The organism is Vibrio sp. Y10_XG_PY6 (assembly GCF_024181795.1).
Classification (GTDB): domain Bacteria; phylum Pseudomonadota; class Gammaproteobacteria; order Enterobacterales; family Vibrionaceae; genus Vibrio; species Vibrio diabolicus.
Genome location: NZ_JAMZAQ010000002.1, coordinates 1,638,343 through 1,664,960 on the forward strand (window position 1 = coordinate 1,638,343; position 26,618 = coordinate 1,664,960).

The following is a 26,618-nucleotide window of genomic DNA, read 5'->3' on the forward strand; positions in this document are numbered from 1 at the left end:
CTTTAGTTATGCTTGCTTCGCCACAATAGCGCGCACCGCCTCTAGATCTTCTGGCGTATCAACGCCGGCTGCTGGCGCTTCTTTCGCTACCGCTACATGAATTTTTTCACCGTACCAAAGCACTCGTAGTTGCTCAAGGCACTCGATCTGCTCCAATGCGCTCGGAGCCCAGTTTACATACGTATTAATAAAACCAGCTCGATAAGCATAAATACCAATATGACGCATTAATGGGTTGGCAATGATTTTGTCTTGTTTGGCAAAGTTATCGCGATCCCAAGGGATAGTTGCTCGACTAAAGTACATCGCATAACCTTGCTCATTAGCCACAACTTTAACTGCATTCGGATTGAACACTTCTTCTTCTGAGTCTATTTCTACGGCTAATGTCGCCATCGGAGCGTCACACCCCGATAAGTTATCAGCAACCTGACGAATGATAGACGGTGGAATCAAAGGCTCGTCCCCTTGCACATTAACAATAATGTGGTCTGCAGGAATAGCCATTTTTTCAACAACTTCAGCAAGGCGTTCAGTACCTGATTCGTGGTTAGGAGAGGTCATACAGACTTTACCACCAAACGACGAGACAGCATCAGCAACACGCTCGTCATCAGTTGCCACGATAACATCTTCCGCACCCGCTTGTAGCGCTTGATCGTAAACCCACTGAACCATTGGCTTACCGCCAATATCCGCTAACGGTTTACCAGGCAAACGGCTCGATGCGTAACGCGAAGGAATGACAACCGTAAAAGACATTAGCGTCCCTCATCCATATTCATAGTACGAGCCTCAGGCTCGAGCAGAACGGGAATACCCTCTTTGATTGGGTAAGCGAGGCGATCCAATTTGCAGATCAACTCTTGATTCTCTTTATCGTACGTCAGCTTACCTTTGCAAACAGGGCAAGCTACAATCTCAAGCAGACGGTGATCCATAAGCCGCTTTAACCTCTTTTATTCTATTTAAAATTTGCTCTGCATCGTTTGGGTCAAACTGGGCAGATACAGGCAGATACCACCAATTATCTTGCGCATAATGGCTGCACTTGACGGCATCTTTCTCGGTCATAATCACATTGGCCCCTTGTTGAGCCAATGCTTCTAATTCTTGTTGGTTAAAGTCTTGATGGTCAGCAAAACCTTTTGTGACTTTAACATCTGCGTTCATCGAGTTTAGTGTATGAAAAAATCGTGGTGGATGCCCAATCCCTGCAAATGCCACTAGCTCTTTTAATTCAGAAACATCCACAAGTTGCTTAGTCTTGAGGTTAATGGCTTTAGATGGCGCTAAAGTCATTGCGATTTCGCCCGTATGTGCTTGACCACCATTGGTGATGATAAAATCGACTTCAGCAAGACGCTCGACCCCTTCACGAAGTGGGCCAAGCGGAATGAGGCTTTCATTCCCAAATCGGCGATTCCCATCTACAATCACTAACTCAATATCACGGCCTAACGCATAATGTTGTAACCCATCGTCCGTAATAATGATATCCACACCTGACTCTAACAGTGCTTTCACAGCGTTTGAACGCACCGGGTCTACCGCAACAGGCGCTCCTGTGCGGCGATGAATCAACTTAGGCTCATCACCACAATGTTTCGCAGGCGTATCTTCTTTTAGCACTAACGGATAGGCCGGAGCTTTTGCTCCATAGCCACGAGAAACGACTCCTGGCTTAAGCCCAAGCTGTTGCAGTTGCTCAACAAGCCAAACCACAACTGGTGTTTTGCCATTACCACCAGCTGTGATATTGCCGACAACAATAACAGGGATAGGCGCGTTGTAGGCTTGCTTACGGCCTGTTTGATATTGCTTTCGCTTAGACTTACTTATTGCTCCAAATAATACACTCAGTGGCCACAAAAGCGGCCACAAGAGGTATTTTATTGGATGGTTTTCAAACCAGATTTTTTCAACCACCGCGTCTATTCACCAAACTGAATACGGTGCAATTGTGCATACGCACCATTTTTTGCAATAAGATCGGCATGGTTGCCACGCTCAATGATGGCGCCATCATCAACCACAAGAATCTCATCGGCTTTCTCGATAGTTGACAAGCGGTGCGCAATCACGAGTACCGTTTTGTCTTTCTGCAGCTCATCTAATGCAGCTTGGATAGCGCGTTCGGATTCCGTATCCAAAGCAGAGGTCGCCTCATCAAGAATCAATACCGGTGCATCACGCAATAGAGCACGTGCAATAGCGACACGTTGACGTTGACCGCCAGATAGACTCGCGCCATTTTCACCAATCATGGTATCAAGCCCATCATCCATTTTGCTGATGAATTCCATAGCATGCGCGAGTTTTGCCGCTTTCTCGATATCACTACGCTCGTATTTTCCATCCGTTGCGTAAGCAATATTGTTTGCAATCGTGTCATTAAATAAATGAACATTTTGTGATACTAGCGCAAACTGCTGACGCAAGTTCTTTAGCTCGTATTCACGAATATCATGTCCGTCTAATGTGATGGAGCCACTATCAACATCATAGAAACGATTGAACAAGTTCGCGATGGTACTTTTACCGGAACCGGAACGACCAACCAGCGCAACGGTCTTCCCTCTTGGAATATCGAAGCTGACATTTTCCAATGCTGGCTTTTCTGCGCCAGTATAAGTAAAGCTTACGTTTTTAACTGAAACATCGCCATTTGCGCGTTCAACTGTCAACTTACCTTCGTTTTTCTCAGGCTCAAGGTCAATCAACGCAAAGAGCGTTTGGCTCGCGGCCATACCACGTTGGAACTGAGAGGTAACGTTAGTAAGCGCTTTAAGCGGACGCATCAAACCAAACATCGCAGAGAAGACAACGGTAAATGTACCTGGAGTCAGTTGCTCTTTAATCGAGTCAATACTTGCTAAGTAAAGAACGGCAACAATAGCAAGTGACGCAATCATTTGGATGATAGGGTTAGCCGCCGCTTGAGCCGTCACCAACTTCATGCTTTGTTGACGCATTTGGTTGCTGACCTTCTCAAATCGTTTACGTTCGATATCTTGGCCGCCGTAGCTCAACACGACTTTATGGCCTTTCAGCATCTGCTCTGCTGACGCAGTCACGTTGCCCATCATTGTCTGCATATTTTTGGATATTTTTCTAAAACGTTTAGAAACGACACCAATACCCCACGCGACAACGGGAGCAACAGCAAACAGCACTAACGACAACTGCCAGCTGTTGTAAAACATCAGGACTAACAGGCCAATGATACTTGCACCTTCGCGAACGATGCTCACTAACGCCTGGCTGGTTGCCGCAGATACTTGCTCTGAATCGTAGGTAATGCGTGACAATAAATTGCCCGTCTTTTCCTTATCGAAGTAAGACACAGGCATATGCATAAAGTGATTGAATACCATACGGCGGACTTGCATAACCACATTGCCGGATACCCAGCTCAAACAGTATGTGGAGACAAATCCACTTATGCCACGGACAAACATCATGGCAAAAATAATCAATGGAAGCGTGCGTAGAAAATCAGATTCAGCGTTCCCAAAACCTTCATCTAGTAATGGCTTTAATAGGGAAATCATATAGGTATCTGATATAGCATTAATAACTAATGCAATGACTGCAACGACAAGACCTGACTTGTAAAGGCGAATAAATTGCCATAGACGCTTAAACGTCTGCCAAGTCGTTTCATCAGTATTTATCGACATAGAAGTGCTTTATTTTCTTACATTAAGACTCTCATTCTACTCCCTTACGCAGCATCTGCCTATACCAAGGCTCAAATGTATCGCTACGTTTGGTTTCTGAGCGCCAATTATCACGGTGAATAGAGAAGCTTACCTGACCATATTCCCCAGTATCAAGCCAAGTAATGTCAAGCTTGCGATATGCTGCAACAACATGTTCTGCTGGCATTCCCCATTGATTATTTTTTGCCAAAGAAGCAACGGCCACACTCGGGTTTACCGCCTCAATAAAGCGAGGATTCGACGAACTTTTACTACCATGATGAGGGACCAACATCACATCACTTTTTAACTTTTCAGGCCCCCTGAGCAAGATCCACTCGCTAATGGTCTCAATATCACCAGTAAAAAGCATACTGAACGTAGAAATAGGGTCGGTAAGACGTAGCACACAGGAGTGCGGATTATATGCACGTTGAACAAGAGCAGGAGGCCAAAGTACTTCTATATTTAATCCTTGCCATTTCCAATGTTCGCCGCGAGTACAAGACTCATATCCGATAAAATTTTGGCTACTGAGTTTGCGCTGTGGCGAAAAGGCATCTTCAATGAACAAGCGTCCTCCTGCATGGTCATTGTCGGAATGGCTGAGGATCATCGTATCGATGCTTTCATAACCTCGTTGATGCAAGACCGGAGTGACGACCTGCTCCGCAATACTGCCATTTTGCCATGCTTTACCTGTATCATAGAGCAACACTTTATCGTCTCTTTCTACAATCACCGCAAGGCCATGGCCCACATCTAGTACATCAATGCGCCAATGTTGCTGATCATATTCCGATGTGAGCTTAATACTAATTACAATGCCAAGTAACAAACACCACGCGTACTGAAACATGAATCGTTGAAACACCAAGCAAATAATTCCCGCCAGAATCAACCCTGTCATTTCTATACTAATGGGTTGCCAGGAGCCTATCGCGTACTGAATTGACGTGCTCAATGGCTGCAATGACCAGTCCACCAACTGCCACAGAGGCTTTGCTATCATTTCAAGAAATAAAGATGAGAACAGGGCCAGAAACATCAAAGGCACAACGATAAATCCGAACCAAGGAATAAACGCCAAGTTGTATGCAATTGATGACAAACTGAAACCAGAAAAGTAATAGCCACTAATAGGCACGATTAACGCACTCAACATCAATTGAGTAAGCAATAACACTTTTAACTTCGCCTTCCAGCCCCCGTTTTGATGCCGAATCAAATTGATTGCAAACAGCACTGCGCAAACTGACAAATACGATAACCAAAAACTCATGCTATACGATGCAAAAGGTTGAACAAGCAGTTGTAGCGCTACCGCGAGCAAAAGTACCCGCCAGGAAGCCCAGTGCACTAAGGTATATTTGAGAACGACGTAAATAACACATACCGACACCGCGCGGGTAGTAGGTAATGAGAAGTCCGCTAACCAAGCATAGGCAACGGCAAACATCAGCCCACATAAGCTAGGCAATAGCTGGTATTGAGGTAACGCATAACGAATGGCACCGCCCACCACTACCCCAAAAGTAAACGCCATACCAATATGTAAGCCCGAAATCGAGACCAAGTGCAGTAAACCACTGTCTCTGAGTGCTTGCCAATCCTCCTTAGATAACCAAGAGCGATCGGCAAAAACTAACGCATTTATTAACGAGAAATGATGAAGGGAGGACACATCCTCCGAAACATCAGCGATAATGGCTTGGCGCAAAGATGTAGTAGAACGAATAATCCAGGTAACATCCTTGTTAACAACACCGCGTGCGATAATACTTTTACCCATTGCGTGCTTTTCAGCGTCAAAACCAGCTTCGTTGCGTAGGCCTGTAATCGGCTTTAACGAGACGGATGTCGTAAACTCACTGTTAACATCGAGTGGAAAAGGCGTAATAAGACGGATTTTAGGTTTAAGAAAAGGTAACAGAGTTTGAGAATTTACCTTTTTTAGAGCCACAATGCCTTCATATCCGTGACTTATTTGCGTAAAAGGGCTGTCAACTTTACCAATTATGGTAATATTCTCCCCTGCTTGAAAAAGGGCTTGTCTCTGAGACTCCAATACATTGCCGTGGACGATGACAACCATAAAGCCCGCAATTGCGCCTATGCTAATTAAGCCACGACGTAATTTGATTATTGAGCCAGTGGTTATTATTCCCAGCAGCAGCCAACGCCAATCTGGTATTGTCGGCCACCAAGCTGACGAAATTACGCTCGCTACAAATAACGCCAAGGTCCAACTTTTTTCTGAGAGAGTCATGCTGTCCTATGCCTAGAAAGCTGATAAAACGCTTCATGCCAGATCATGAATTGATCAAACGCCAAAAAGCATTGAAGGTCTTCGGCAATGTGTTGTACAACCCGAACTTGTGGTGTTTAAATCGTCGCTCGGCGTCTGGGGCTTTTGCTGTCGGGTTATTTATGGCATTTGTTCCGCTACCAAGCCAAATGATCATGGCTGCAGGTTTGGCAATCATGCTTGGCGTCAATTTACCTCTCTCCGTCGCTTTGGTATGGATAAGCAACCCCATCACCATGCCTGTGTTATTTTATTTTGCGTATAAGCTTGGTGCTTTAGTGATGCATGTTCCTCCGCAACCTTTCCACTTTGAACTTTCGTGGGAATTCATCATGCAACAGATGAGCACTATTGGCCCTCCATTCTTATTAGGCTGTGCTATCTGTGGTGTCATATCCGCGATTATTGGCTACTTCGGCATTAGAGGACTTTGGCGCTACTCAGTGGTTCGGAGCTGGCAAAAACGCAAAATAAGATAAGACGTTACTGCATAAAAATCAGCATTTGCGCTATCAGTTGAGGGGCACCTAACAGTTAGAATGAAACACGATGTCGCTCAAGTTGAATAAATACAAAAAAGGACCGAATTCGGTCCTTTTTGCTTTTCTCGTATTGTAAAACGGTTGGTTATTTAGAACTCAGCACCGCTGCCGGATTTAACTTCGCGGCGCGAGAAGCGGGATACCACGTTGCAAGCAAACTCAAAACGATCGCCGTCACCGACACCAATGCTACGTCTGGCCAGTGTAACTGTGATGGTAAGAAGTCGACGAAGTAAATATCACCCGATAAAAACTGATGACCGATTAAGCTCTCTAACCCTTTAATTAACGGAGTCAGGTTTAACGCCACTAAGACACCAATAACACTGCCGACGAGACTGCCAAATACACCAGAGAACACGCCTTGCCAAACAAAGATACGTTTGATTAGGCTATCTTTTGCTCCCATTGTTCGCAAAATTGCAATTTCTGCGGCTCGATCTTTGACTGCCATCATCAGCGTAGACACAATGTTAAAACATGCCACACCAATCACGAGTACCATCACCAAGTACATAATGGTGCGTACGAGCTGAATATCGCGATATAAAAAACCAAACTTTTGCTGCCAGCTTTTCAAATACACGTAAACATCCACCATGCTACCTACCTCACGAACAATAGAAGGCGCATTGAGAACATCATCCGTTTTTAGTGAAATGCCAGTGACCCCTTCCCCTAACCTCGCGTATTGCTGAGCATCCGCTAATGGCACTAACGCTAAAGAATGGTCTATTTGGCCATTCAACGTTAAGAACCCAGACACCTTCACGCGCACACGCTTGGGAGCCTGCACTTTGTTTGCGCCGCCTGTTTGCGGAATCATCAACGTAATGTAATCCCCCACTGCGACATTTAGCTCGTTTGCAACACCTCGGCCTAAGAGCACTTGCTGCTGACCGGCATAAAAGTTTTGCCAAGCTTCTTGGTCAATAAAATTCGATAAGCTCGACACCGCTTGCTCGAAAGTAGGCTCTACGCCACGAACTTCTATCGCTTTTAGCTTACTGCCTTTTTCTGCTAAGCCCGTAAAACGAACGTACGGCGCTGCCGCAACAACATCTTCATGGTTTAGAGCTTGATTCATCGTTTTGGTGTAGTTATGAAGCGGGCCATTAACGCCTTCCAACTCACCGTGTGGAATAACTGACAACACACGCGATTGCAGCTCGCGCTCAAAGCCATTCATTGCAGAAAGACCGATAATGATCACGGCTACACCAACCGCAATGCCAATCGTTGAAGAAAGCGAAATGAAAGACACCATCTTGTTGCGCTTTTTCGCTCGACTGAAGCGACCACCAATCATCAATGCTAAAGAGGTAAACAAAATTAGCCCTCCGCAAACGCAGTATCAGTCACAAAACGATCCACGAGCAAACCATCTTGCATGTGCATTTGACGATCCATTTTCGCCGCCAGCTCTTTATCATGCGTGACAACCAAAAATGCAATGTTTGACTCTTTATTGAGCTCGCGCATCAAATCATAGATAGACAGTGCCGTATTATGATCTAAGTTCCCCGTAGGTTCATCGGCCAAAACCAGATCAGGCTTATTCACCAATGCACGCGCAATCGCAACACGTTGACGCTCACCGCCCGATAACTCAGAAGGCCTGTGTTGCATCCGATGACTCAAACCAACTTTATCTAACAACGCTTTAGCCGCCTGTTTTGCATCCGCTACTTTAGCGCCGCCAATCATCAGTGGCATCGCCACGTTTTCAAGCGCAGTAAAATCAGCTAACAAGTGATGGAACTGGTATACAAAACCAAGGTGCTTGTTGCGTAAAGCCGCCTGTTTATTCGAACTTAAAGCCGATAGGTTTTGCCCTAGAAAATCAACTTCACCATGAGTTGCGTCATCTAACGCCCCTAGAATATGCAATAAGGTACTTTTTCCGGAACCAGAAGAGCCAACAATAGAAACCAGCTCCCCTTTATCGATATCGAAACTTACGCCTTTCAACACTTCCGTATCTAACGAACCCTCTCGGTAGACTTTACGAATATCACGACATTCTAATAGCTTATTCATAGCGAAGTGCCTCAGCAGGTTTAACAGAAGATGCTCGATAAGAAGGATAAAGCGTAGCAGCAAGGCTAAGAGCAATCGCCAACACCACCACTAAAAGAATTTGCAGTGAATCAATCAAAATAGGTAGATGGCCACCGAAACTGAATAGCGCCACACCAGCAGATTCAAGAATCGCATTCAGGTTAAGTGACAAGATCACGCCCGCAGCGCCACCGACAATCGCGCCAATTACACCACTGCTTGCCCCTTGTACCATGAAAATGGTCATCACTTGAGATTGAGTCATGCCTTGAGTTTTCAATATTGCGACTTCTGATTGTTTCTCCATCACCACCATGATTAAGGCGGAGATAATATTGAATGCAGCAACGCCCACAATTAGACCTAGCATAAGTCCCATCATGTTCTTTTCCATTTTCACCGCTTGGAAAAGCTCACCACGCTGTTCGCGCCAATCACTCCATTGCCACCCGTCAGGCATGGGTTGATCAGCAAAATCCGTCACCATAAATGGATCAGAGAAAAAGACACGCCAACCAGAAACCGTGTCTTTCGGAAAACGCATCAGCTTAGATGCATCCGTCATGTTAACAATCATTAATTGACCATCAACGTCCGATCCCGTATTGAAAATACCAGCGACAGTAAAATTGCGCTGGCTAGGAATACGGCCAAGTGGGGTAAACTGCGTCGCGTTGGTCACCATTAAGCGCACTTTATCCCCCATTGATACCTTTAGAGAGCGCGCCAAACTATGACCTAAAAAGACATTGTAATCGCCCGCTTGAAGTGACGATAATCGCCCAGCAATCAAATGGTTGCTAATCGGGTCGCCTTTCTTTGGTTCAATGCCAATGAGGTAACCTGCCGTCAGTTGCGCAGAACTCTGAATTACAGCCTCTCCACGCACGATAGGCTCCGGTTCAGATTCACTCGACATCGCTTGAACAAATGAAGGGGCAGACTCGGTCAACGGCGTTTTTCCATCGTGTTGTGAAACAACAGCGTGAGGCAGCACACCTAAAATGCGCTCTTTTAACTGCGATTCGAACCCATTCATCACAGAAAGAACCGTCACCAACGCCATTACACCGATCGTAATACCCGCCGTCGACATATAAGAAACAAATCGGCTGAACCTATCCCCAGAGCGTCCCCGAAGATATCTCAAACCAATAAATAATGAGATAGGATGATACATATAAGACAAACCAACTGGTTGTTTTGATATAAAGCTTTAGCAGATTATCTTACCTTACTCTTCTCATTAAGAAGACAAGAGAATCGCTAAATTTGTCAACGACATGCAATAAGTCTGTATTTAGGGCAAAAAGTTCAAGGACAAATCAGGTAAACTTGATAACTTCATTCAGTTAGCGATAATCAGTGCCCTACTTCTCTTTGTTTGTTGAGTGAACAGGGAGCGCTCGCTGGCAAAAGGACCGACTATATGACAGAGCAAGAATACTTTACCGTCCATCATAATCTCACTATCAACGTCGAAACGTTGAGTGCGGATTTTGCTTTGCCAGATGAAGAAACCTTTGTCTCCGAAATTCCAGCACCGTTTATTGTTGCCAGCGAATTTAGCCATCTAGATATGTTGGCAGACAATGCACGTCTAGAGCTAAAAAACAAAGATTTAAAGCATGTGATTAACTTGCTTGATACGCAAAACGCGAAACTTAACCTCTTGTTGAGCTTTATGCTTTCACAACAAGATGACGCCTCCATTCGATACCAAACCACAAAGTTTGGCGCCAGCCAACTCAGTTACCGTTCAGATACAGCGCTATCTGCCCAACAACTCGTTCGTGTTAAACTGTTTCTCGACCATCCTGCTGCAGCGATTTACGGTTACGCTCAAGTAGAAGAATGTGAGGCTTCAGAGCAAGATTTCATTATCACTCTTAGATATAAGATGCTACGTGAATCTGACCAAGATTTGCTGATAAAAGCGGCACTATATCAACAACAAAAACTTTTACGTCAGCGCTCGATGGAGCGAGATAAAAAATAACTCCTATGACAAAAGCAACGATTCTTTCCGTCACCAATCCTTCTGAGCGTGGCGACAAAAAACAGCTAGGTAATTTACCGGGCGCGGCTCTACCTCTAGCTATCGCTGAGCTAGCCAAGCAGCATTCGAGTCACTCGCTACTCGTCGTGCCTGACCCGCAAATCGCTTTAAAGCTTCAGGCAGAAATTGAGCAATTCACCGAACAAACAGTAAGCCTGTTCCCTGATTGGGAGACGCTGCCTTACGATAACTTTTCTCCGCATCAAGAAATTATCTCTGAGCGTATCGCGCGCCTATACCAACTGCCAAGCCAACGTAATGGCATTACCATCGTGCCAGTCAGTACGGTGCTGCAGCGACAGTCGCCACGTGATTTTCTGTTGCAACATACCTTAATGGTGAAAACCGGCGATCAACTCTCACTTGAGAAACTACGTGTACAACTTGAAAATTCGGGCTACCGCCACGTTGACCAAGTATTTGGGCCAGGTGAATACGCGAGCCGTGGGTCGATTCTGGATCTCTTTCCTATGGGCAGCGATGACCCGTATCGCATCGACTTCTTTGATGATGAGATAGATACCATTCGCACGTTTGATCCAGAGAACCAACGCTCTATCGACGATATTCAGCAAATCCAATTGCTGCCTGCACATGAATTCCCAACCACTAAAGAAGCGATTGAGGATTTTCGTACACGTTGGCGCACCCAATTTGAAGCACGCCGAGAGCCAGAATCGATCTACATGCAAGTGACCAAAGGCACTTGGCCCGCTGGTATTGAGTATTGGCAACCGCTGTTTTTTGACCATACCGAGACTTTATTTGAATATTTGCCAGAAGACTCTCAAGTCATCACATATGGTGATATTGAATCTGCGGTCGATACTTTCTTAACCGATGTCGAATATCGGTACGACCAGAAAAAAGTTGATCCACTACGTCCTCTTTTGACTCCTGAACAACTTTGGCTGAAAAAAGACGAACTCTTCAGCCAACTAAAACAGCTCCCTATGGCTCAATTGAGCCTAGAGAAAGTGGTGAAGCGTGCTGGTCGTCAAAACCTGCCAGTACAATCGTTAGCCGAGCTTGGCGTTCAGCAACAAAATAAAGAACCGCTTTCGCGTCTTCGTCAATTCAGTGAGCAATTCAGCGGCAAAATTGTTTTCTCGGTAGAGTCAGAAGGTCGTCGCGAAGCACTAACGGAACTGTTGCAAGGCATCAAAGTTCGCCCAGTCGTACATGGCTCACTTTACCAAGCTCTAGATTCGGGTGATCGCTTCAGTTTGATCTTAGGCGCTGCAGAGCATGGTTTCATTCACGAAGAGCTGAACTTCGCTCTGATCTGTGAAAGTGATCTACTTGGTGACCGCGTTATCCAGCGACGCCGCAAAGATAAAAAAGCAGTCAACAGTGACACCGTTATTCGCCACCTTGCGGAACTAAAACCCGGTCAACCCGTGGTTCATATTGATCACGGTATTGGCCGCTACATCGGTTTACAAACACTTGAAGCCGGTGGCATGAAAACGGAATACGTCACCCTTGAGTATCAAAACGATGCCAAGCTCTACGTACCAGTTTCATCACTAAACCTTATTAGCCGTTATTCAGGCGGTGCTGAAGAAAGTGCACCACTGCATAAATTGGGTGGCGAGGCTTGGGCAAAAGCACGTCGTAAAGCGGCAGAAAAAGTGCGTGATGTCGCGGCTGAGTTGCTGGATGTTTACGCTAAACGAGAATTAAAACCGGGCTTCAAATTTGAGCTAGATCGTGGGCAATACGCAACGTTTAAAGCAACGTTCCCATTTGAAGAAACGGATGACCAAGCGATGGCCATCAATGCCGTCTTGTCAGACATGTGCCAAGCAAAAGCGATGGATCGCCTAGTGTGTGGTGACGTGGGCTTTGGCAAAACGGAAGTCGCTATGCGTGCAGCATTTGTCGCAACGGATAACAGTAAACAGGTCGCCGTACTCGTACCAACAACCTTACTTGCTCAGCAGCATTTCGAAAACTTCCGTGACCGTTTTGCCAACTTGCCAATCCGAGTTGAAGTACTGTCTCGTTTTAAATCGGCCAAAGAACAAAAAGTCATTTTGCAAGACGTTGCCGATGGTAAAGTCGATATTGTCGTTGGTACACATAAGCTGCTTTCGAGCGACATTAAATTCAAAGATTTAGGTTTGTTGATCGTTGATGAGGAACACCGCTTCGGGGTTCGTCAAAAAGAAAAAGTCAAAGCAATGCGTGCGGATGTGGACATTCTTACCCTCACCGCAACACCAATTCCACGTACCTTGAATATGGCCATGAGTGGCATGCGCGATCTGTCTATCATCGCGACACCTCCAGCGCGTCGTTTAGCCATCAAAACCTTTGTTCGTCAAAGAGAAGAATCTGTGGTCCGTGAGGCGGTACTGCGTGAAATCATGCGTGGTGGTCAGGTTTACTTCCTGCACAATCAGGTAGAGACTATCGAGAAAACCGCGGAAGACTTGCAAAAGCTGATTCCTGAAGCACGAATTACCGTGGCACATGGTCAAATGCGTGAGCGCGAACTGGAGCGCATCATGAATGATTTCTACCACCAGCGCTTTAATGTGTTGGTGTGTACAACGATCATCGAGACTGGTATCGACGTACCAACGGCGAATACCATTATTATGGATCGTGCAGACAACCTTGGTTTAGCGCAACTGCACCAATTGCGTGGCCGTGTTGGACGCTCTCATCATCAAGCCTATGCTTACTTATTAACGCCACATCCAAAAGCCATGACCAAAGATGCTATCAAGCGTCTTGATGCGATTGCTTCACTGGAAGACTTAGGTGCAGGCTTTACTCTAGCAACTCACGACTTGGAAATCCGTGGGGCTGGTGAACTGCTTGGTGACGAGCAAAGTGGGCAAATTCAATCGGTTGGTTTTACACTGTACATGGAAATGCTGGAACAAGCAGTCCAAGCATTGAAAGAAGGTAAAGAACCTTCTTTGGACGAGCTGCTTCGTGAACAAACTGAAGTTGAAATGCGAATCCCAGCGCTCTTGCCAGACGATTACATCCCGGATGTGAATACACGACTGTCGATGTACAAACGTATTGCGAGCGTTACGAGTGGTGAAGAACTCTCAGAGCTCAAAGTGGAACTTATCGATCGATTTGGACTGCTTCCAGACGCGACGAAGAACTTACTTGCTGTCTCAGAATTGAAAATTTCGGCTGGTAGCCTAAAAGCGAAAAAGATAGAAGCCCATGATAAAGGTGGATTTATCGAGTTTTACCCTGATGCTGACATAAATCCAGCGTATTTGGTTAAACTGCTGCAATCACAGCCGCAAAAATTTGCAATGGAAGGTCCAACTAAGTTCAAGTTTAGCGTACCATTGGCGGACCGACGTAAACGCATTCAGTTTGTTCAAGACTTACTGAATGATTTTAAACAGAATTTATTACCAACGAGCTAATAGTCGAATGAGAATACTGATCCCGTTATTGCTTCTATGTGTCTCAATGCCTTCTTGGGCACAGCGTCAATTTGATATTGAAGTGATCATTTTCAAGCGAGCAGTCGACGCTGAAAGCACCACTGAATCTTGGCCGAATCAACTGCCAAAAATCGATATGGAAAATGTCGGCAGCTTAGAGAGTGAATCATACCGTCGCTCTAAAGGCGTAACACTACTGCCACGCTCATCTTTCCGCCTGAATGCGCAAGAAGCGGCATTAAACAACCATGCTGGGTTTAAAGTGCTTAAACACGTAGCATGGCGTCAAGGTGACCGAGGCAAATCTAGCGCCCCAATTTTCCGTATTGTTGGTGGACGAGATTTTTCTGATTCTTATCACGCAGATGGTAGTCCAATCAATGGCAGTACTCAGACATTTTCCACTGACGGTTACAGTGAAGAGACAGTCAACGGTCCTTTGTATGAACTAGACGGTCGATTCCAAATTTACGTGCAGCATTATCTATTCGCTGAAACGACACTAGACCTGCGCGAGCCAAGTGTTAGAGAAGTGCGTTTTGAACCAACTTCAACCGAGCAATTGGCGGATGATTTAGGTGAGGTCGATGGTAATGTTCAAGTGGGTAACTTGGCGGAAATCTCCCCTACAATAACAGAAGAAAAGTTCCTCAAGAGCTATCGAATGGATCAAAAACGCCGTATGCGTAGTAGTGAGACTCATTACCTAGACAACCCATTGATGGGCATGATCATTCAAGTTCGTCGCGTTCGATAAGCACGAGTGATTCAACAAAGCGCAGCATTTGCTGCGCTTTGTTTTTATCTGTTATGTCCTCAGTTATTCCTAACCAACGCAGAGCAAGGAAAATAACTGCGTTACAGTATGAAGTAGACAGTTTTCAAATTACTTAAACTCAACATGGAAGTCGTATCAGTTCATGAGTCCAGATTTTGAAATCATTGCGCCCCACTTAGCGCTCAAGCTCATCCCTTCTGAAGAAGCTCACTCACTACAACGTTTGCTTGCAGAATCCCCTTCCCTACACCAGTGGCTAGATTGGTGTAATCAAAACGTTACGTTGAAAGATGCACAGGACTTCCTGTTGGCAACCCGACTTAACTGGGTAAAAACAGAAGCTTTCGGTTTCGGTATCTATGAGCGACAAAGTAACACTCTAGTAGGAATGGCCGCCGTAAACGAGTTATATCACACGTTTAATATGGCAAGTATTGGCTACTGGGTTGCTGACCGCTATCAACGACAGGGCTATGCTCAAGAAGCCGTTAGAGCCTTGGCTGAATTCTGCTTTGCAAAGCTGAGTTTAACTCGACTGGAAATTGTCTGTGACCCCGACAACGAAGCAAGCCAAACCTTAATTGAGTCAGTCGGTGCACAAAAAGAAACCATCGCCAGAAACCGGTTTATTTTTCATGGTAAGCCTAAGGATGGCGTTGTGTACTCACTTTTACCGGCAGATCTAACATAAATAAAAAGCCACCGACTTGCGGTGGCTTTTTATATTTCGAAGATACAGCATCCGCGCAATCCGCGTAGATGTGAATTTGGCGTCTTAGTGAAGCTTAAGGTTTGGACGCAGTACTCGGTTGATACGGCCCACGAGCATCATCAGTCCGGTTTTAAATACGCCGTGCAACGCCATCAGGTGCATTCGATATAACGAGATATAAACGACACGTGCAATACGGCCTTCTACCATCATCGACCCTTTGGTTAGGTTGCCCATCAAGCTACCAACGGTAGAGAAACGGCTTAGAGACACCAATGAGCCGTGATCTTTATACACATAATCTTTCAGCTCGCGTCCGTTGATCTTCGCAACGATGTTGCTGAATGCTTGGCTTGCCATTTGGTGCGCAGCTTGCGCACGTGGTGGAACAAACGAACCATCAGCCTGAGTACATTGTGCTAAGTCACCAATAACGAAAATGTCATCATCACGCGTCGTTTGTAGTGTATTTTTCACTACCAGCTGGTTGATACGGTTCGTTTCTAAACCAGCGATATCTTTAATAAAATCTGGTGCTTTAATACCCGCAGCCCAAACCATGATTTGTGCCGGGATCTTCTCACCATCTTTCGTGGTGAGGCCATCTTTTTCAGCTTTAGTCACCATGGTTGCCGTGCGTACGTTTACGCCCAACTTCACCAGCTCCTGATGAGCAGCAGCCGAAATACGTGGAGGTAACGCTGGTAAAATACGCTCTCCTGCTTCAATCAGGTTGACGTTCAGCTTGCTAGAGTCAAGATCGCCAAAGCCGTAAGTACGCAGCTCTTTAACGGCATTGTGTAGTTCTGCAGATAGCTCAACGCCAGTTGCACCAGCACCAACAATCGCGATATCCACCGTACCGTTACCGTTTTTCGCGTGCAGTTTTAGGAACTCATTGTTCATTTCTGTGCGGAAACGGTGCGCTTGTTCTGGACTGTCTAGGAAAATACAGTTCTCACGAACGCCAGGAGTGTTGAAGTCGTTTGATGTTGAACCAATCGCCATGACCAGAATGTCGTATTCTAGCTCGCGGCTTGGCATCAGAAGCTCACCATGCTCATCTTTAAGCTCACTTAAGATGAGCACTTTACGTTCGCGGTCGATGTCTTGAAGGCTACCCATTTGGAAGTCGAAGCTGTGGTTTTTTGCATGAGCTCGATAACTCAGAGCATCCACCCCTTCGTCCAAAGAGCCAGTTGCAACTTCATGCAATAATGGCTTCCACAAGTGGCTCGCTTTACGATCTACTAGCGTAATTTGCGCACGGTTCTTGCGACCTAGAGTTCGGCCAAGCTTAGTTGCCAACTCAAGACCACCAGCACCGCCGCCTACAACGATAATGCGTGTCACAATGATTTTCCTCTACAAAAATGAATATATGGGGTTCAGCTCGACATATGGCTCACAGGCATGCTGTGCCATACATCCAACCGATGAATTCTTGGTTCTTAGAGGTGTCTCAATTTATTTGGATTAAAAACTGCTGCCTAATTTTATTCTTTATCTATCAATAACTTGTTAGGAATCAGCATATTTGTCTGGTACGCATACGACGCCAGAGATTTTTGGGCAAGTTTATTACTCGCTCTCAATTTTTTTTGATATTTATCAAATTATTTTAGTCTGGTTCATTATATAGAGACGTACTTTGAAGGCAACCAAAATCCGTGTGACGAGTACGGATTGACTACTTTTCGACTACTCTACAACAAGGTATTCGTGCCACATAGGATGGAAGTAAGAAAACGGTAAGAAGAACACAATAATTTAAGCGCTAAACCAAAAAATGAGGCCTTTAAAGAGAAAGGGACTCGGCATACTCACAAAAGGGGGTCGCAGCAAAGCAGCCGATAAAAAATGCCGCTTTACTGTTCACACTCAAACACTCTTAAGTATTTTTAAATGCCTTCATCGCTTGTAAATGGTGAGAGATCTTTTTGAACTTGTGGGACTGCGTTTCGTCCCAAATGATTTGATAGTATTTTTCTAACTCAGCTGCAGTTTTCGCATTGTCATGCACTTCATCATCTATGGATAAAATCACCAAGCAGTGCGCCTGATTTTTCGCTCGAAACTGATCAACACATTTTGTTGCGATATCTTCGTACTCTTCTGGGCGATCGATTCGACCAGCCATCGTTTTTTCTGGGTGCAAGTTCGGATTAAACATCACTTGTTTGATACCGCATAGAAAACCAATTCGTTCAGACCAATAACCACCTAAACCAACCCCACAGATTAACGGGTTTGGATCATCAGATTGATCGATAACTTTAGACACCTCTTTTAACAAGTGTTGCATGTCGTGCTTTGGGTGAAGGGTGCTGTAATTAATAAAACGAACGTCGTCGTCGATGAATTGCAGTTGAAGAACTTTTTCGTGGTTACCCGGGCTTGTACTGTCAAAGCCGTGTAAGTAAATAATCATGTGTACCTCTCCCTGTGTGTATCTGGTACTTTTATTAAAACTACCACTATTTCCTTACTGTTAAAGGGGAAAATATCACGAGTTCTCAAAACAGTGATCTTCCATACACAATGAGCCTTTCAACTCATACGCACTGTTTAAGTATTGCTCATCTCCCCACAATTTATAGGCCAGTAAATACCAAAGCATCGCCATCACTAGGGTTCTTGGCTGCCACGCCTGTACACCACTTAACCAAAGAGACGCATCTTCGATACCTCGAATTTGGCAATACTGTTTCACCGCCTCTTCCACAGGCGCATCCGCGACTTGAATAGTCAAGGTCAAATCAAGCCTAGGGTCAGCAATACCAGCATATTCCCAATCAATGACTTTCACCCCACTACCTCCCCGAACGAGGTTGTAACACCCCAGGTCAAAGTGACAAAGAGCTAGTGGAACCGGCGCTACACTCGGTTCCGTGCGCCACTTCATGTATAGAGCCTCAAATTCCGTATCCGCATACTGACCATCAAGCTCAAGCCAATAATGATCGATGCGAGAAATATAAGAAAATGGAACCAAAGGGAGCGCGCTGATCGGGTGCTGATGAATGGTCGCCGCAATGGATAATAAATCTCTTACTGGTAGCCCTACATCCGAAAGTGCTTGCCCTTCGATCCATTCCACCAGTAAACCTTGCTCGTGGATAAACACTGGCTTAGGACCAATTTCTAATGAAGAGATAGCATTCAGAACTTGATATTCATTGTGGCGAGAAATTGAAAAAGCCTTGCAAACATTACTGGTCGGTCGCCAGATGTATACAAGGCCTTGAGAGGATTCCAACCGCCAACAACGGTTGGTTAGCCCCCCGGTAACGGTTTGAACTTTTACCGGAGGCTCAGTAAAGAAGCCATCGAGAGCATTAAGACTCGGATCTAACTGTTTTGCTTGTTGCCAAGAAAACCATGCCATTGATGACTTCTCCATCAGTATCGATTAAAGACCGAATAAGCTCTTCGATTGCGCTTTACGAATTTCCGTTTCATCCGCCCACTCAATCAAACCTGTTTCTAGGTCCATTAGGCGCATGGTCATCTTGTAGTATACATCTTTATCGCTACCTGCATTTTTGACGATGCTAGATAGGTTACCGTAAAGCATGTATTGCGCACCCACCATTTTACCAAATTGGATCGCTGTGCTTTGGTTAACCAGCTCATCCGTGTTTTGGAAGTTAAGCTGTTCACGCACAGACTCAACACGGTCCATATCAACAAAGCGGAACTTACCAGAGTTCAGCATCTTAGTAGAAATAGTGTCGGTAATGGATTCAGTGTCAATGTGTTCACTGGTCTTGTTCTTAATTCGCTCAACAAAAACGATAGGACGTTGATCACGAGTAATTGCTGCTACAGAACCCGACATCATCATGCTATCCACCATTTCAGCCGCGATTTTTTGTAAATCTGTTGAGCCAAAATCGATAGTTGTGGTTTCTGTTGCTTGCGCATCGCCGTAAGAGACTTTGTTAGAACAGCCACCCAAAATGACGGCAAGACCTAAAAGAGCAATAATACTTTTTTTCATGAGAGTTCCTTAGTTTTTCAATACCAGCGCATCGTTAGCGCGGCAGCTTCGGCAAAGCCGTTAAGATTAATTGTCTTGTGCTTCTCTAATTTGAACACGGAATTTGGTGCCATTTGGATTCACAGTAACTTCAGATAACGTGACTTGCTCAAACCCTCGCACAATCATTTTGCGCCATGGGCCAGGCTTGGTATTCACTTCTAAACCATTATTGTCATACCAATAGAAGCGGTAAAGAATGTGCTGGTCACCTTTATAGTTACTGCTTAGTTGCACCACTCCACGTGGACGATCATCAACGTAAGTGGTGGTGATGTTGTCAACTAATAAGCGACTACCCAAAACGTTATCATTAAAAAATACTTTTTGCGTTTGACCATCAATTCGAATACCAGCCGTGTTTTCGGCGCATCCAACTAAACCAATAGCCATTGCTAAACAAATAAGCCATGCTTTCATTACAGTCTCCCTAGCTGTTTATGCCACACGGTTGAGTGTGTTCCCTGACGAGATACCCATACCAATGTAGTCTGCTGTGCAGGCACTTCAAACTGATAGGTTTGATCACCCAAGTTTAAACTTTGTGTTCCCGGTTTCACGACTTTTGATGCCGTTTTCACTTGCGCTGGTAATGTTTGCCAACTTCTCGTATCCGGCTGCTCGGTCAATGTGTTCCATACATTGAAAAGTATGTTACCCACATCATCGCCTTTTTTCGCTGCCTCTTTTCGGATTCGATCTTTTGCCCAAACGCGAAGAGCTTGACGGATCACCATTGTAGTCAGACGTTCATTAAGATCGTTTTGTGCCATCGCATTAACATCAGTCAGCGTGCTAGAAGGCAATACCTGACCATTTAAAACCACATCGCTAAAACGTTGAGCACCCCGATTCGGATAATAAGGAAGCGCCAACGAATAAATGGCCCCACTATCGCGACTGTCGTAAATCGGTAGATCAATACGCCAACCTTTCAAAGCCTCCACAACGCCTTGTTCATCAATAACGATGACTCGACCTTGAGACTGAGTTAACCCAGAAGGTGCTTTACCATACCGTTTCTCTAGCATGCGTAAGTCTTCACGCATGCCTAGTTTCTTAGCGGCGTACAGCGTGCTTTCAACAACTTGTTTGTTGTCTGGCATCACAGCGAGTGCTCGTCGGTAATCAACATAAGCACTGTTTAAATCTCGTGACGCTTCATATAACAAGCCAGAAAGATAGAACAAATAGCCGTTTTGTACTGCGCTTAGTTTTTTACCAGCATCAGGGTAGCTCGCCAACACACTGCCTAAATTGGCAGACATGCCTTGCTTTTTCAGGTCTTTTTCTGCTGCTTTTAGTTCTTTTTCACGCGCCTTTCTTGCCGCTTCCTGAACTTGATTGGCTCGACGCACTTCAACAAGCGCCCCTTCCAAATCGTTTTTCTGTAAATAGTTTAGCCCGAGATAAAGGTGCAGAAAGCCAAGTTCATAATCGGCGGGATGATAATCTTGGAGATTGTCGTTCACCGCGAGAGAGCCGACGCTCGTTGCCGTTTCTGACACAGAAATAGTCGCGCGATCTTGCTGAACACGAACGGCACGATCACCATTTTCCAGCGCTTTCAAACTTGTCGGGTAATCTTCAGCAAGAAAAGAAATACGGCCCTTTTCAAAGTTGCCAAGTATCTCGCCACCCACATCGCTCGATTGAAGTTGTTTCGCTTTCGCATATTCCCCTGCAACAACGGCTTGATAAACTTCTTGATTCTGGTTGCTGTAGTGACTAAACAGATTGCCCGCAGACAAATTCGCGCAGCCAGAGGCCATTAAAGCCCAGCTCATCAGCCCTAACAGCTTTACACCTAGTTTCACATTTATCTCCACAAATGTGGTCATTCGACAGGAAAAAGAAGTGGGTGAACTGCGCCACCCACTTTTTAAAGCTTAGCTCAATACCATTGGACCTAGAGGACGACCGCCTAATAGGTGCATGTGAATATGGTAAACCTCTTGGCCACCGTGCGGATTACAATTAACGATCAGGCGATAGCCGTCTTCCGCAATGCCTTCCTCTTTCGCCAGTTTTTTAGCAACAGTGAACAAACGCCCCATCATTGCTTCATCTTCAGCTTCAACATCATTCGTTGTTGGGATCAATTTATTCGGAATAATGAGAATATGGCTCGGTGTGCGCGGGTTAATATCGCGAAACGCAGTCACCAACTCATCTTGATAAAGAATATCGGCAGGGATTTCCTTACGAATAATTTTACTAAAGATCGTTTCTTCCGCCATGAGGACTCCATTTTATAAAGGTAATTAGACCCCAATTAGTATGCGCCAACCAAAAGCGGAGCTCAATAAAAACAGTGTTCACTTAACATTATTAATCAAACGCTAATTAACGAAGCTTTTTTTGTCGTGTGCGTCATAAAATGCGCGTCACAAACTCAATACAATCCAATGAATTTTGTTACTTTTTTAAGACAATTATTATTTTTATACCCAAGTAAGCTCAAAATTCTTGGGTAGCTTGTCTATTTTGGGAGAGGAAGCTCACTTATGCGAGGTTCAGTTATTAAAAGGATGTATGCGGGCTTTGCTCTGATCATCATCCTATTTGCCGTCACAATTGCCATTATGATGGGAGGAATGAGTGATATTCACGGGAAGTTTGGCACCGTGTCTAAATCATCCCTACCACTGGTATCGTTATCTAACCAAACCAGTGTTGAACTGCTTTCTGCCGACAAATCGTTTAAAGATTTTCTGACGACAGAGAATAAACAACGCATGGATGAAATGCGTCAGGAATTTGCTAGATCTCAACAACGTTTCGAATCCACTTTGGCTCAACTGGAAACTGCAAGCCAAATCTACCCTTCTCTTGCCAAACCGTTTTCACAATTAAAAACGTTAGAGCAGAGCTATTTTACTGAAGCTCTTGAAGCCATGGACAACTACGAAGCGATGTTCGCTGCGCAAGAAAAAGTGCAAAAATCGTCACGTCGCTTCCAAAAGCTGAATACCGAGTTGTCGGTCGGCCTTAAAGAATATGTGGCAGATCAAACCAGCATTTCTGTCAAAGTCATGGCGAAGAGTTACTTCATTAAGCTAAAAGATGCCGAAGTGATAACCTCTGATGCCCTCGCCAGCTCTGATCCTGAGTTTGTTACGCAAGCCGTGACCAAAAACCGCAAAGCAGTGACTCATTTGAACTATGCTTTCCGTGGTTTAGTTACTCAATTACCTGAACTAAAAACAGCGTTTGGTGAGTCGGTAGAACAATTCACACGCGATGTGGGAATGCGTGGAGGTGTCTTAGACCAGCACAATAATTACCTCAATGCTCGTGCAGCGCTATACAACAACATCGCCAACCTAGCGAATAAAGTTGATTCAACCATGGCGATTCTTGAGCAATTTACGACAACCGCAACGGATAAACTTAATGAATCGTTAGCAGACGCTGGTGACATTTATTCTGCGGGTGTGACAAAAGCCATCATCATTGGCGTTGTTGTCGTGCTACTTGCCACAGCGATTGGCTACCACATCGCGCATAGCGTTCGCGAACCATTGACTCGTATTCTAAAAGTGCTTGAAAGCCTGACTGAAGGTGACATGACACAACGTATCGATATTCGCTATAACAACGAGTTCAGCCGAGTAAGTGGACACATTAACTCACTAGCCGACAGTCTTCACGAGATCTTAGTGAAACTCAACGAAGCGTCAGAGAACCTATCTTCGACCGCAGCAACAAACGAAAGCACGTCTTCGCAAGCGCAAAGCAAATTAAGCTCACAACGCGAGCAAACAGCAAACGTTGCGACCGCAATGACGGAAATGTCTCACTCAGTGCAAGAAGTCGCTCAAAGTGCACAAGGTTCACTAGAAATGGTGCAGCGTGTCGAATCTGCCTCTGAAGAAGGCAGAAATGTCATGAGCAGCAATATCTCGACCATAAATCAACTGGAAACGCGTTTGAACGAATCCGTTTCCGCTGTCTCTGAATTGCAAAAAATGAGTGGTCAAATTGGTTCTATCCTCGATGTGATTCGCAACATTGCTGAACAAACTAACCTACTGGCATTGAATGCAGCAATTGAAGCGGCTCGCGCTGGCGAGCAAGGTCGCGGCTTTGCGGTAGTGGCCGATGAGGTGCGTGTGCTTGCATCCAGAACCACTCAGTCCACCACTGAAATTGAATCGATGATCAGTAATCTGCAATCCAGCTCTCAGTCAGCAAATCAAGTAATACAAAGCTGTATGAGCGATATGGAGATGTCTGTTGAGCAAGCATCAAAAGCGAACAGCTCAATGGAAGAGATTCAAGCGCTAATCATCGAAATCAGCCAAATGAGTACGCATATTTCGCAAGCGGCAGCAGAGCAAAGTGAAACCTCAGCAGACATTGCACGCAGTATTGAAGATATCAATAGTATCGCCGATGAAAGCTTCCAAGCTATGTCGAGCATCGCACAGACCAGTGAATCCCTGACTCACTTGTCTCATCAGCAGAATGAATTGGTTCACCGCTTTAAGTTATAAATAATTTATAAATTTGAGCATTAATCAGTGCAATCAACTGTATAAGGGCGACTTTTTGTTAAGTCGCCCTTGTTTTTTATCAGCCATGTCTACATATGATTAATATGGCCAGCTCATCCCCTTGCACATCTCTTTTCGAGCGGCCTCATAAAAAGGAAAATCTATGGCTGTTCATGTTGGTATTATCGACCAAGACCCAGTTAGATTGGTCACTCCTCTATTAGATAATCGTACGCTAAGCACACATATCGTCTTCATCGGAGACAAGAGCCAGTTAGATATATTTGACCGACTGAGTGCCGTTTTAGAGCAACGAAACATTACTTCCGAATTTTTTGAAATCCCATCCGCCGTCAATACTTCGCTGATCAAACAAGCGATTCAAAAACTGGCAAAAGATCTCCATGAACGCGGCGAAGATGTGAAATTGAACGCCAGTTGCGGTCTTCGTCATCGCTTATTGTCTGTTTACGAGGTTTTCCGTACCTATCGCTGGCCAATTTTTGTGGTTGAGCCAAGTAGCGATAAGCTTTGCTGGTTATACCCAGATGGCAAAGAAGATACTCAAGTCGAAGACCACATTACGATTGCTGACTACCTCACTATCTTCGGCGCACGCGGCGAGTTCCACCACGTTGATTTACCTCCTCTTCTTGATAAAAAACTGTATGAACTTGGTGAACGCTGGGCCTCAAATGCGCTTGAGCTTGGTCCAGGCTTAGCGACTCTTAACTACCTTGCAACCACATGCCGCAAAGAGCAAAAACTTGATGTGGAGCTTTCTGAAAAGCAACAAGGCTATCGTGAGCTCAACATGCTGCTTTCGGACTTAGTGGAAGCGCAAATCGCCACTTATGAGAATGGCGTTCTAACGTTTGCAGATGAAGATGCACGCCGCTTTTCAAACGGTGAATGGTTAGAGACTCTGGTACACAGCACGGTCAAGCAAATTCAAGATACGATGCCGACGATTCAAGATCGCTCTTTGAATGTTCAGGTTTATCGCAAACTTGGTGAAAGTGAAGTACGCAATGAGTTGGATGTTGCAACAGTGGTAAACAACAAGCTCCACATCATTGAGTGTAAAACCAAAGGCATGCGAGATGACGGCGATGACACCTTGTACAAGCTAGAATCCCTCAGAGATCTGCTAGGTGGTTTACAAGCACGTGCAATGCTGGTGAGCTTCCGACCGCTTCGTCACAATGACATTACTCGCGCAGAAGATTTGGGGCTAGCTCTGATTGGCCCTGATGAGCTTAAAGACTTAAGAACGCACCTAACGGCTTGGTTTAAAGACGCAGGTGGCTCGGACGAGATCTAGTATCAGTGATAAAAGCTAGAATTCAAAATGATCAAAAGCAGCGTTACAGGCTGCTTTTTTTATACCTAATTTTTAAGTGTGGGTTTAGATAGGTAGAAAAAAACCAGAGGCATGCCTCTGGTTTTTCCGTTTGTTTAAAATGCCAATTATCGCGGCTTACAGCATTTTACGCGCTGCTTCTACTACCACCTTAATTGAACGAGCTTCCGTCTCTTTCAGAGTTGAATGATCTGGAATCTCTTTTTGTGTACGGTTGATGATTACACCCGCTACACAACCTGCTTTTAGACCAGAGCTCGCACACATTGTTAGCAATGTTGCAGACTCCATCTCAAAGTTAAGTACGCCCATGTCTTGCCATTCTTGCATAGAACCTTGGAAACGCTTAACAACGCGACCAGAGAACGTGTCGTAGCGCTCTTGACCTGGGTAGAACGTATCACTTGAAGCCGTCACACCCATGTGAACCGCAGCGCCAGACTCTTCTACTGCCGCTTTCATTGCAGTTGCTACTTCAAAGTCAGCAACTGCTGGGAATTCCATTGGCGCAAAGTGCAGGCTCGCACCGTCAAGGCGAACTGACCCCGTCGTTACGATCATGTTACCTACGTTTACATGCGGTTGAATTGCGCCAGTTGTACCAACACGTAGGAAAGTACGAACACCAAGTTGCGCGAGTTCCTCAACTGCGATAGAGGTAGAAGGGCCACCAATACCTGTAGAACAAACCACAACAGGTTTACCGTCTAATTCGGCACGGTATAGCGTGTATTCACGGTGACTTGCTAGAAATACTGGGTTTTCCATTTGTTCTGCGATTTTTTGAACGCGCGCTGGATCACCAGGAATGATGGCTAGAGTCGCACCATTAAGATCAGCTTCAGTAACACCTAAATGAAATACAGCTTGAGACATAAGTCGCTCCTTATTGTGGCTTATTTTATGAACAATAAGCTCATTAATCAGTTATTGGGTACAAATGCACTGTAGCGAACCTTTTACCAACATAGAGTGATCACAATCACAATGAGAAAATGTAATGAAACTATAATTTCACCCAAAACAAGCAATGATCACACTTTTGGGAAGTTTGGCTCATTTTGTTGCATAGCGATGCGTGATTTCAAAAACAAACTAAAACATATTATTAGATTTCGTCGA

At 45.0% G+C, this 26,618-nt stretch carries 23 protein-coding genes; 7 read left to right on the plus strand and 16 right to left on the minus strand.

What is annotated here, in order from left to right:
• Positions 1 to 6 precede the first annotated feature (6 nt).
• The 5 genes from kdsB to NL644_RS15855 are packed head-to-tail and all read right to left on the minus strand — an operon-like array spanning position 7 to position 5,973.
• Positions 7 to 762, minus strand: a complete 756-nt coding sequence (gene kdsB / locus NL644_RS15835; RefSeq protein ID WP_085343551.1) for a 3-deoxy-manno-octulosonate cytidylyltransferase — start codon at positions 760 to 762, stop codon at positions 7 to 9.
• Positions 762 to 941, minus strand: coding sequence for a Trm112 family protein (locus NL644_RS15840; RefSeq protein ID WP_085343550.1), 180 nt, complete (start codon positions 939 to 941; stop codon positions 762 to 764). Before NL644_RS15840 ends, kdsB begins: the two co-directional genes overlap by 1 nt.
• Positions 922 to 1,929: a tetraacyldisaccharide 4'-kinase gene (gene lpxK / locus NL644_RS15845; protein WP_114322525.1), complete on the minus strand. Its 1,008-nt coding sequence runs from the start codon at positions 1,927 to 1,929 to the stop codon at positions 922 to 924. The genes NL644_RS15840 and lpxK overlap by 20 nt, the downstream gene beginning before the upstream one ends.
• 5 nt (positions 1,930 to 1,934) lie before the next feature.
• A complete protein-coding gene (gene msbA, locus NL644_RS15850) occupies positions 1,935 to 3,683 on the minus strand; it encodes a lipid A ABC transporter ATP-binding protein/permease MsbA (RefSeq protein ID WP_005390646.1) in 1,749 nt (582 codons plus the stop codon).
• 31 nt (positions 3,684 to 3,714) lie between these two features.
• Positions 3,715 to 5,973: a DNA internalization-related competence protein ComEC/Rec2 gene (locus NL644_RS15855; RefSeq protein ID WP_253658606.1), complete on the minus strand. Its 2,259-nt coding sequence runs from the start codon at positions 5,971 to 5,973 to the stop codon at positions 3,715 to 3,717.
• 8 nt (positions 5,974 to 5,981) lie between these two features.
• Between NL644_RS15855 and NL644_RS15860 the strand changes: the two genes are divergently transcribed.
• The gene (locus tag NL644_RS15860) at positions 5,982 to 6,491 is read left to right on the plus strand and encodes a DUF2062 domain-containing protein (protein WP_006742150.1); all 510 of its coding nucleotides are present in this window, start codon (positions 5,982 to 5,984) and stop codon (positions 6,489 to 6,491) included.
• 148 nt (positions 6,492 to 6,639) lie between these two features.
• Here the strand turns inward: NL644_RS15860 and lolE are convergent, their stop codons facing one another.
• The 3 genes from lolE to lolC are packed head-to-tail and all read right to left on the minus strand — an operon-like array spanning position 6,640 to position 9,795.
• Positions 6,640 to 7,884: a lipoprotein-releasing ABC transporter permease subunit LolE gene (gene lolE / locus NL644_RS15865; RefSeq protein WP_253658607.1), complete on the minus strand. Its 1,245-nt coding sequence runs from the start codon at positions 7,882 to 7,884 to the stop codon at positions 6,640 to 6,642.
• Positions 7,885 to 7,886: 2 nt separating this feature from the next.
• Positions 7,887 to 8,594: a lipoprotein-releasing ABC transporter ATP-binding protein LolD gene (lolD, locus tag NL644_RS15870; protein ID WP_053807148.1), complete on the minus strand. Its 708-nt coding sequence runs from the start codon at positions 8,592 to 8,594 to the stop codon at positions 7,887 to 7,889.
• The gene (gene lolC / locus NL644_RS15875; protein WP_065645406.1) at positions 8,587 to 9,795 is read right to left on the minus strand and encodes a lipoprotein-releasing ABC transporter permease subunit LolC; all 1,209 of its coding nucleotides are present in this window, start codon (positions 9,793 to 9,795) and stop codon (positions 8,587 to 8,589) included. The genes lolD and lolC overlap by 8 nt, the downstream gene beginning before the upstream one ends.
• Before the next feature lie 249 nt (positions 9,796 to 10,044).
• On the opposite strand from lolC, the gene NL644_RS15880 reads away from it, so the two are divergent.
• The 4 genes from NL644_RS15880 to NL644_RS15895 all read left to right on the plus strand — a co-directional run bounded on the left by NL644_RS15880 (position 10,045) and on the right by NL644_RS15895 (position 15,571).
• Complete coding sequence (locus NL644_RS15880) at positions 10,045 to 10,614, plus strand: PilZ domain-containing protein (protein ID WP_114322529.1); 570 nt, start codon at positions 10,045 to 10,047, stop codon at positions 10,612 to 10,614.
• Positions 10,615 to 10,619: 5 nt separating this feature from the next.
• Positions 10,620 to 14,081 (plus strand): transcription-repair coupling factor, encoded by a 3,462-nt coding sequence (gene mfd, locus NL644_RS15885; protein WP_253658608.1) that lies wholly within the window; start codon positions 10,620 to 10,622, stop codon positions 14,079 to 14,081.
• 7 nt (positions 14,082 to 14,088) lie between these two features.
• Positions 14,089 to 14,859: a peptidoglycan binding protein CsiV gene (locus NL644_RS15890; protein WP_074191059.1), complete on the plus strand. Its 771-nt coding sequence runs from the start codon at positions 14,089 to 14,091 to the stop codon at positions 14,857 to 14,859.
• A 163-nt stretch (positions 14,860 to 15,022) separates the two neighbouring features.
• Positions 15,023 to 15,571 carry a GNAT family N-acetyltransferase gene (locus tag NL644_RS15895; RefSeq protein WP_114322531.1) on the plus strand — a complete coding sequence of 183 codons (549 nt, stop codon included), beginning with the start codon at positions 15,023 to 15,025 and terminating at the stop codon, positions 15,569 to 15,571.
• Positions 15,572 to 15,655: 84 nt separating this feature from the next.
• Here NL644_RS15895 and NL644_RS15900 read toward each other — a convergent pair whose 3' ends face one another.
• The 7 genes from NL644_RS15900 to hinT form a co-directional block, all read right to left on the minus strand.
• The gene (locus NL644_RS15900; RefSeq protein ID WP_114322532.1) at positions 15,656 to 16,945 is read right to left on the minus strand and encodes an NAD(P)/FAD-dependent oxidoreductase; all 1,290 of its coding nucleotides are present in this window, start codon (positions 16,943 to 16,945) and stop codon (positions 15,656 to 15,658) included.
• A gap of 538 nt (positions 16,946 to 17,483) precedes the next feature.
• Positions 17,484 to 18,023: an alpha/beta hydrolase YcfP gene (gene ycfP, locus NL644_RS15905; protein WP_114322533.1), complete on the minus strand. Its 540-nt coding sequence runs from the start codon at positions 18,021 to 18,023 to the stop codon at positions 17,484 to 17,486.
• A 75-nt stretch (positions 18,024 to 18,098) separates the two neighbouring features.
• On the minus strand, positions 18,099 to 18,980 hold the full coding sequence (gene thiK / locus NL644_RS15910; RefSeq protein WP_114322534.1) for a thiamine kinase: 882 nt from the start codon (positions 18,978 to 18,980) through the stop codon (positions 18,099 to 18,101).
• A gap of 24 nt (positions 18,981 to 19,004) precedes the next feature.
• The gene (lpoB, locus tag NL644_RS15915) at positions 19,005 to 19,595 is read right to left on the minus strand and encodes a penicillin-binding protein activator LpoB (RefSeq protein ID WP_005378467.1); all 591 of its coding nucleotides are present in this window, start codon (positions 19,593 to 19,595) and stop codon (positions 19,005 to 19,007) included.
• A gap of 66 nt (positions 19,596 to 19,661) precedes the next feature.
• Complete coding sequence (locus NL644_RS15920; protein ID WP_005390620.1) at positions 19,662 to 20,054, minus strand: YcfL family protein; 393 nt, start codon at positions 20,052 to 20,054, stop codon at positions 19,662 to 19,664.
• Positions 20,054 to 21,451 (minus strand): hypothetical protein, encoded by a 1,398-nt coding sequence (locus tag NL644_RS15925; protein WP_253658609.1) that lies wholly within the window; start codon positions 21,449 to 21,451, stop codon positions 20,054 to 20,056. Before NL644_RS15925 ends, NL644_RS15920 begins: the two co-directional genes overlap by 1 nt.
• A 72-nt stretch (positions 21,452 to 21,523) precedes the next feature.
• Positions 21,524 to 21,874, minus strand: a complete 351-nt coding sequence (gene hinT, locus NL644_RS15930; RefSeq protein ID WP_005390611.1) for a purine nucleoside phosphoramidase — start codon at positions 21,872 to 21,874, stop codon at positions 21,524 to 21,526.
• Positions 21,875 to 22,141: 267 nt separating this feature from the next.
• Between hinT and NL644_RS15935 the strand changes: the two genes are divergently transcribed.
• Together NL644_RS15935 and NL644_RS15940 are read left to right on the plus strand one after the other, a co-directional pair.
• Complete coding sequence (locus NL644_RS15935) at positions 22,142 to 24,133, plus strand: methyl-accepting chemotaxis protein (RefSeq protein ID WP_253658610.1); 1,992 nt, start codon at positions 22,142 to 22,144, stop codon at positions 24,131 to 24,133.
• Positions 24,134 to 24,296: 163 nt separating this feature from the next.
• Entirely contained in the window at positions 24,297 to 25,457 is a 1,161-nt protein-coding gene (locus tag NL644_RS15940) for a DUF1887 family protein (protein ID WP_114322536.1), read from the plus strand.
• Positions 25,458 to 25,613: 156 nt separating this feature from the next.
• On the opposite strand, the gene udp is transcribed toward NL644_RS15940, so the two are convergent.
• Positions 25,614 to 26,372 (minus strand): uridine phosphorylase, encoded by a 759-nt coding sequence (gene udp / locus NL644_RS15945; protein ID WP_253658611.1) that lies wholly within the window; start codon positions 26,370 to 26,372, stop codon positions 25,614 to 25,616.
• Positions 26,373 to 26,618: the final 246 nt, after the last annotated feature.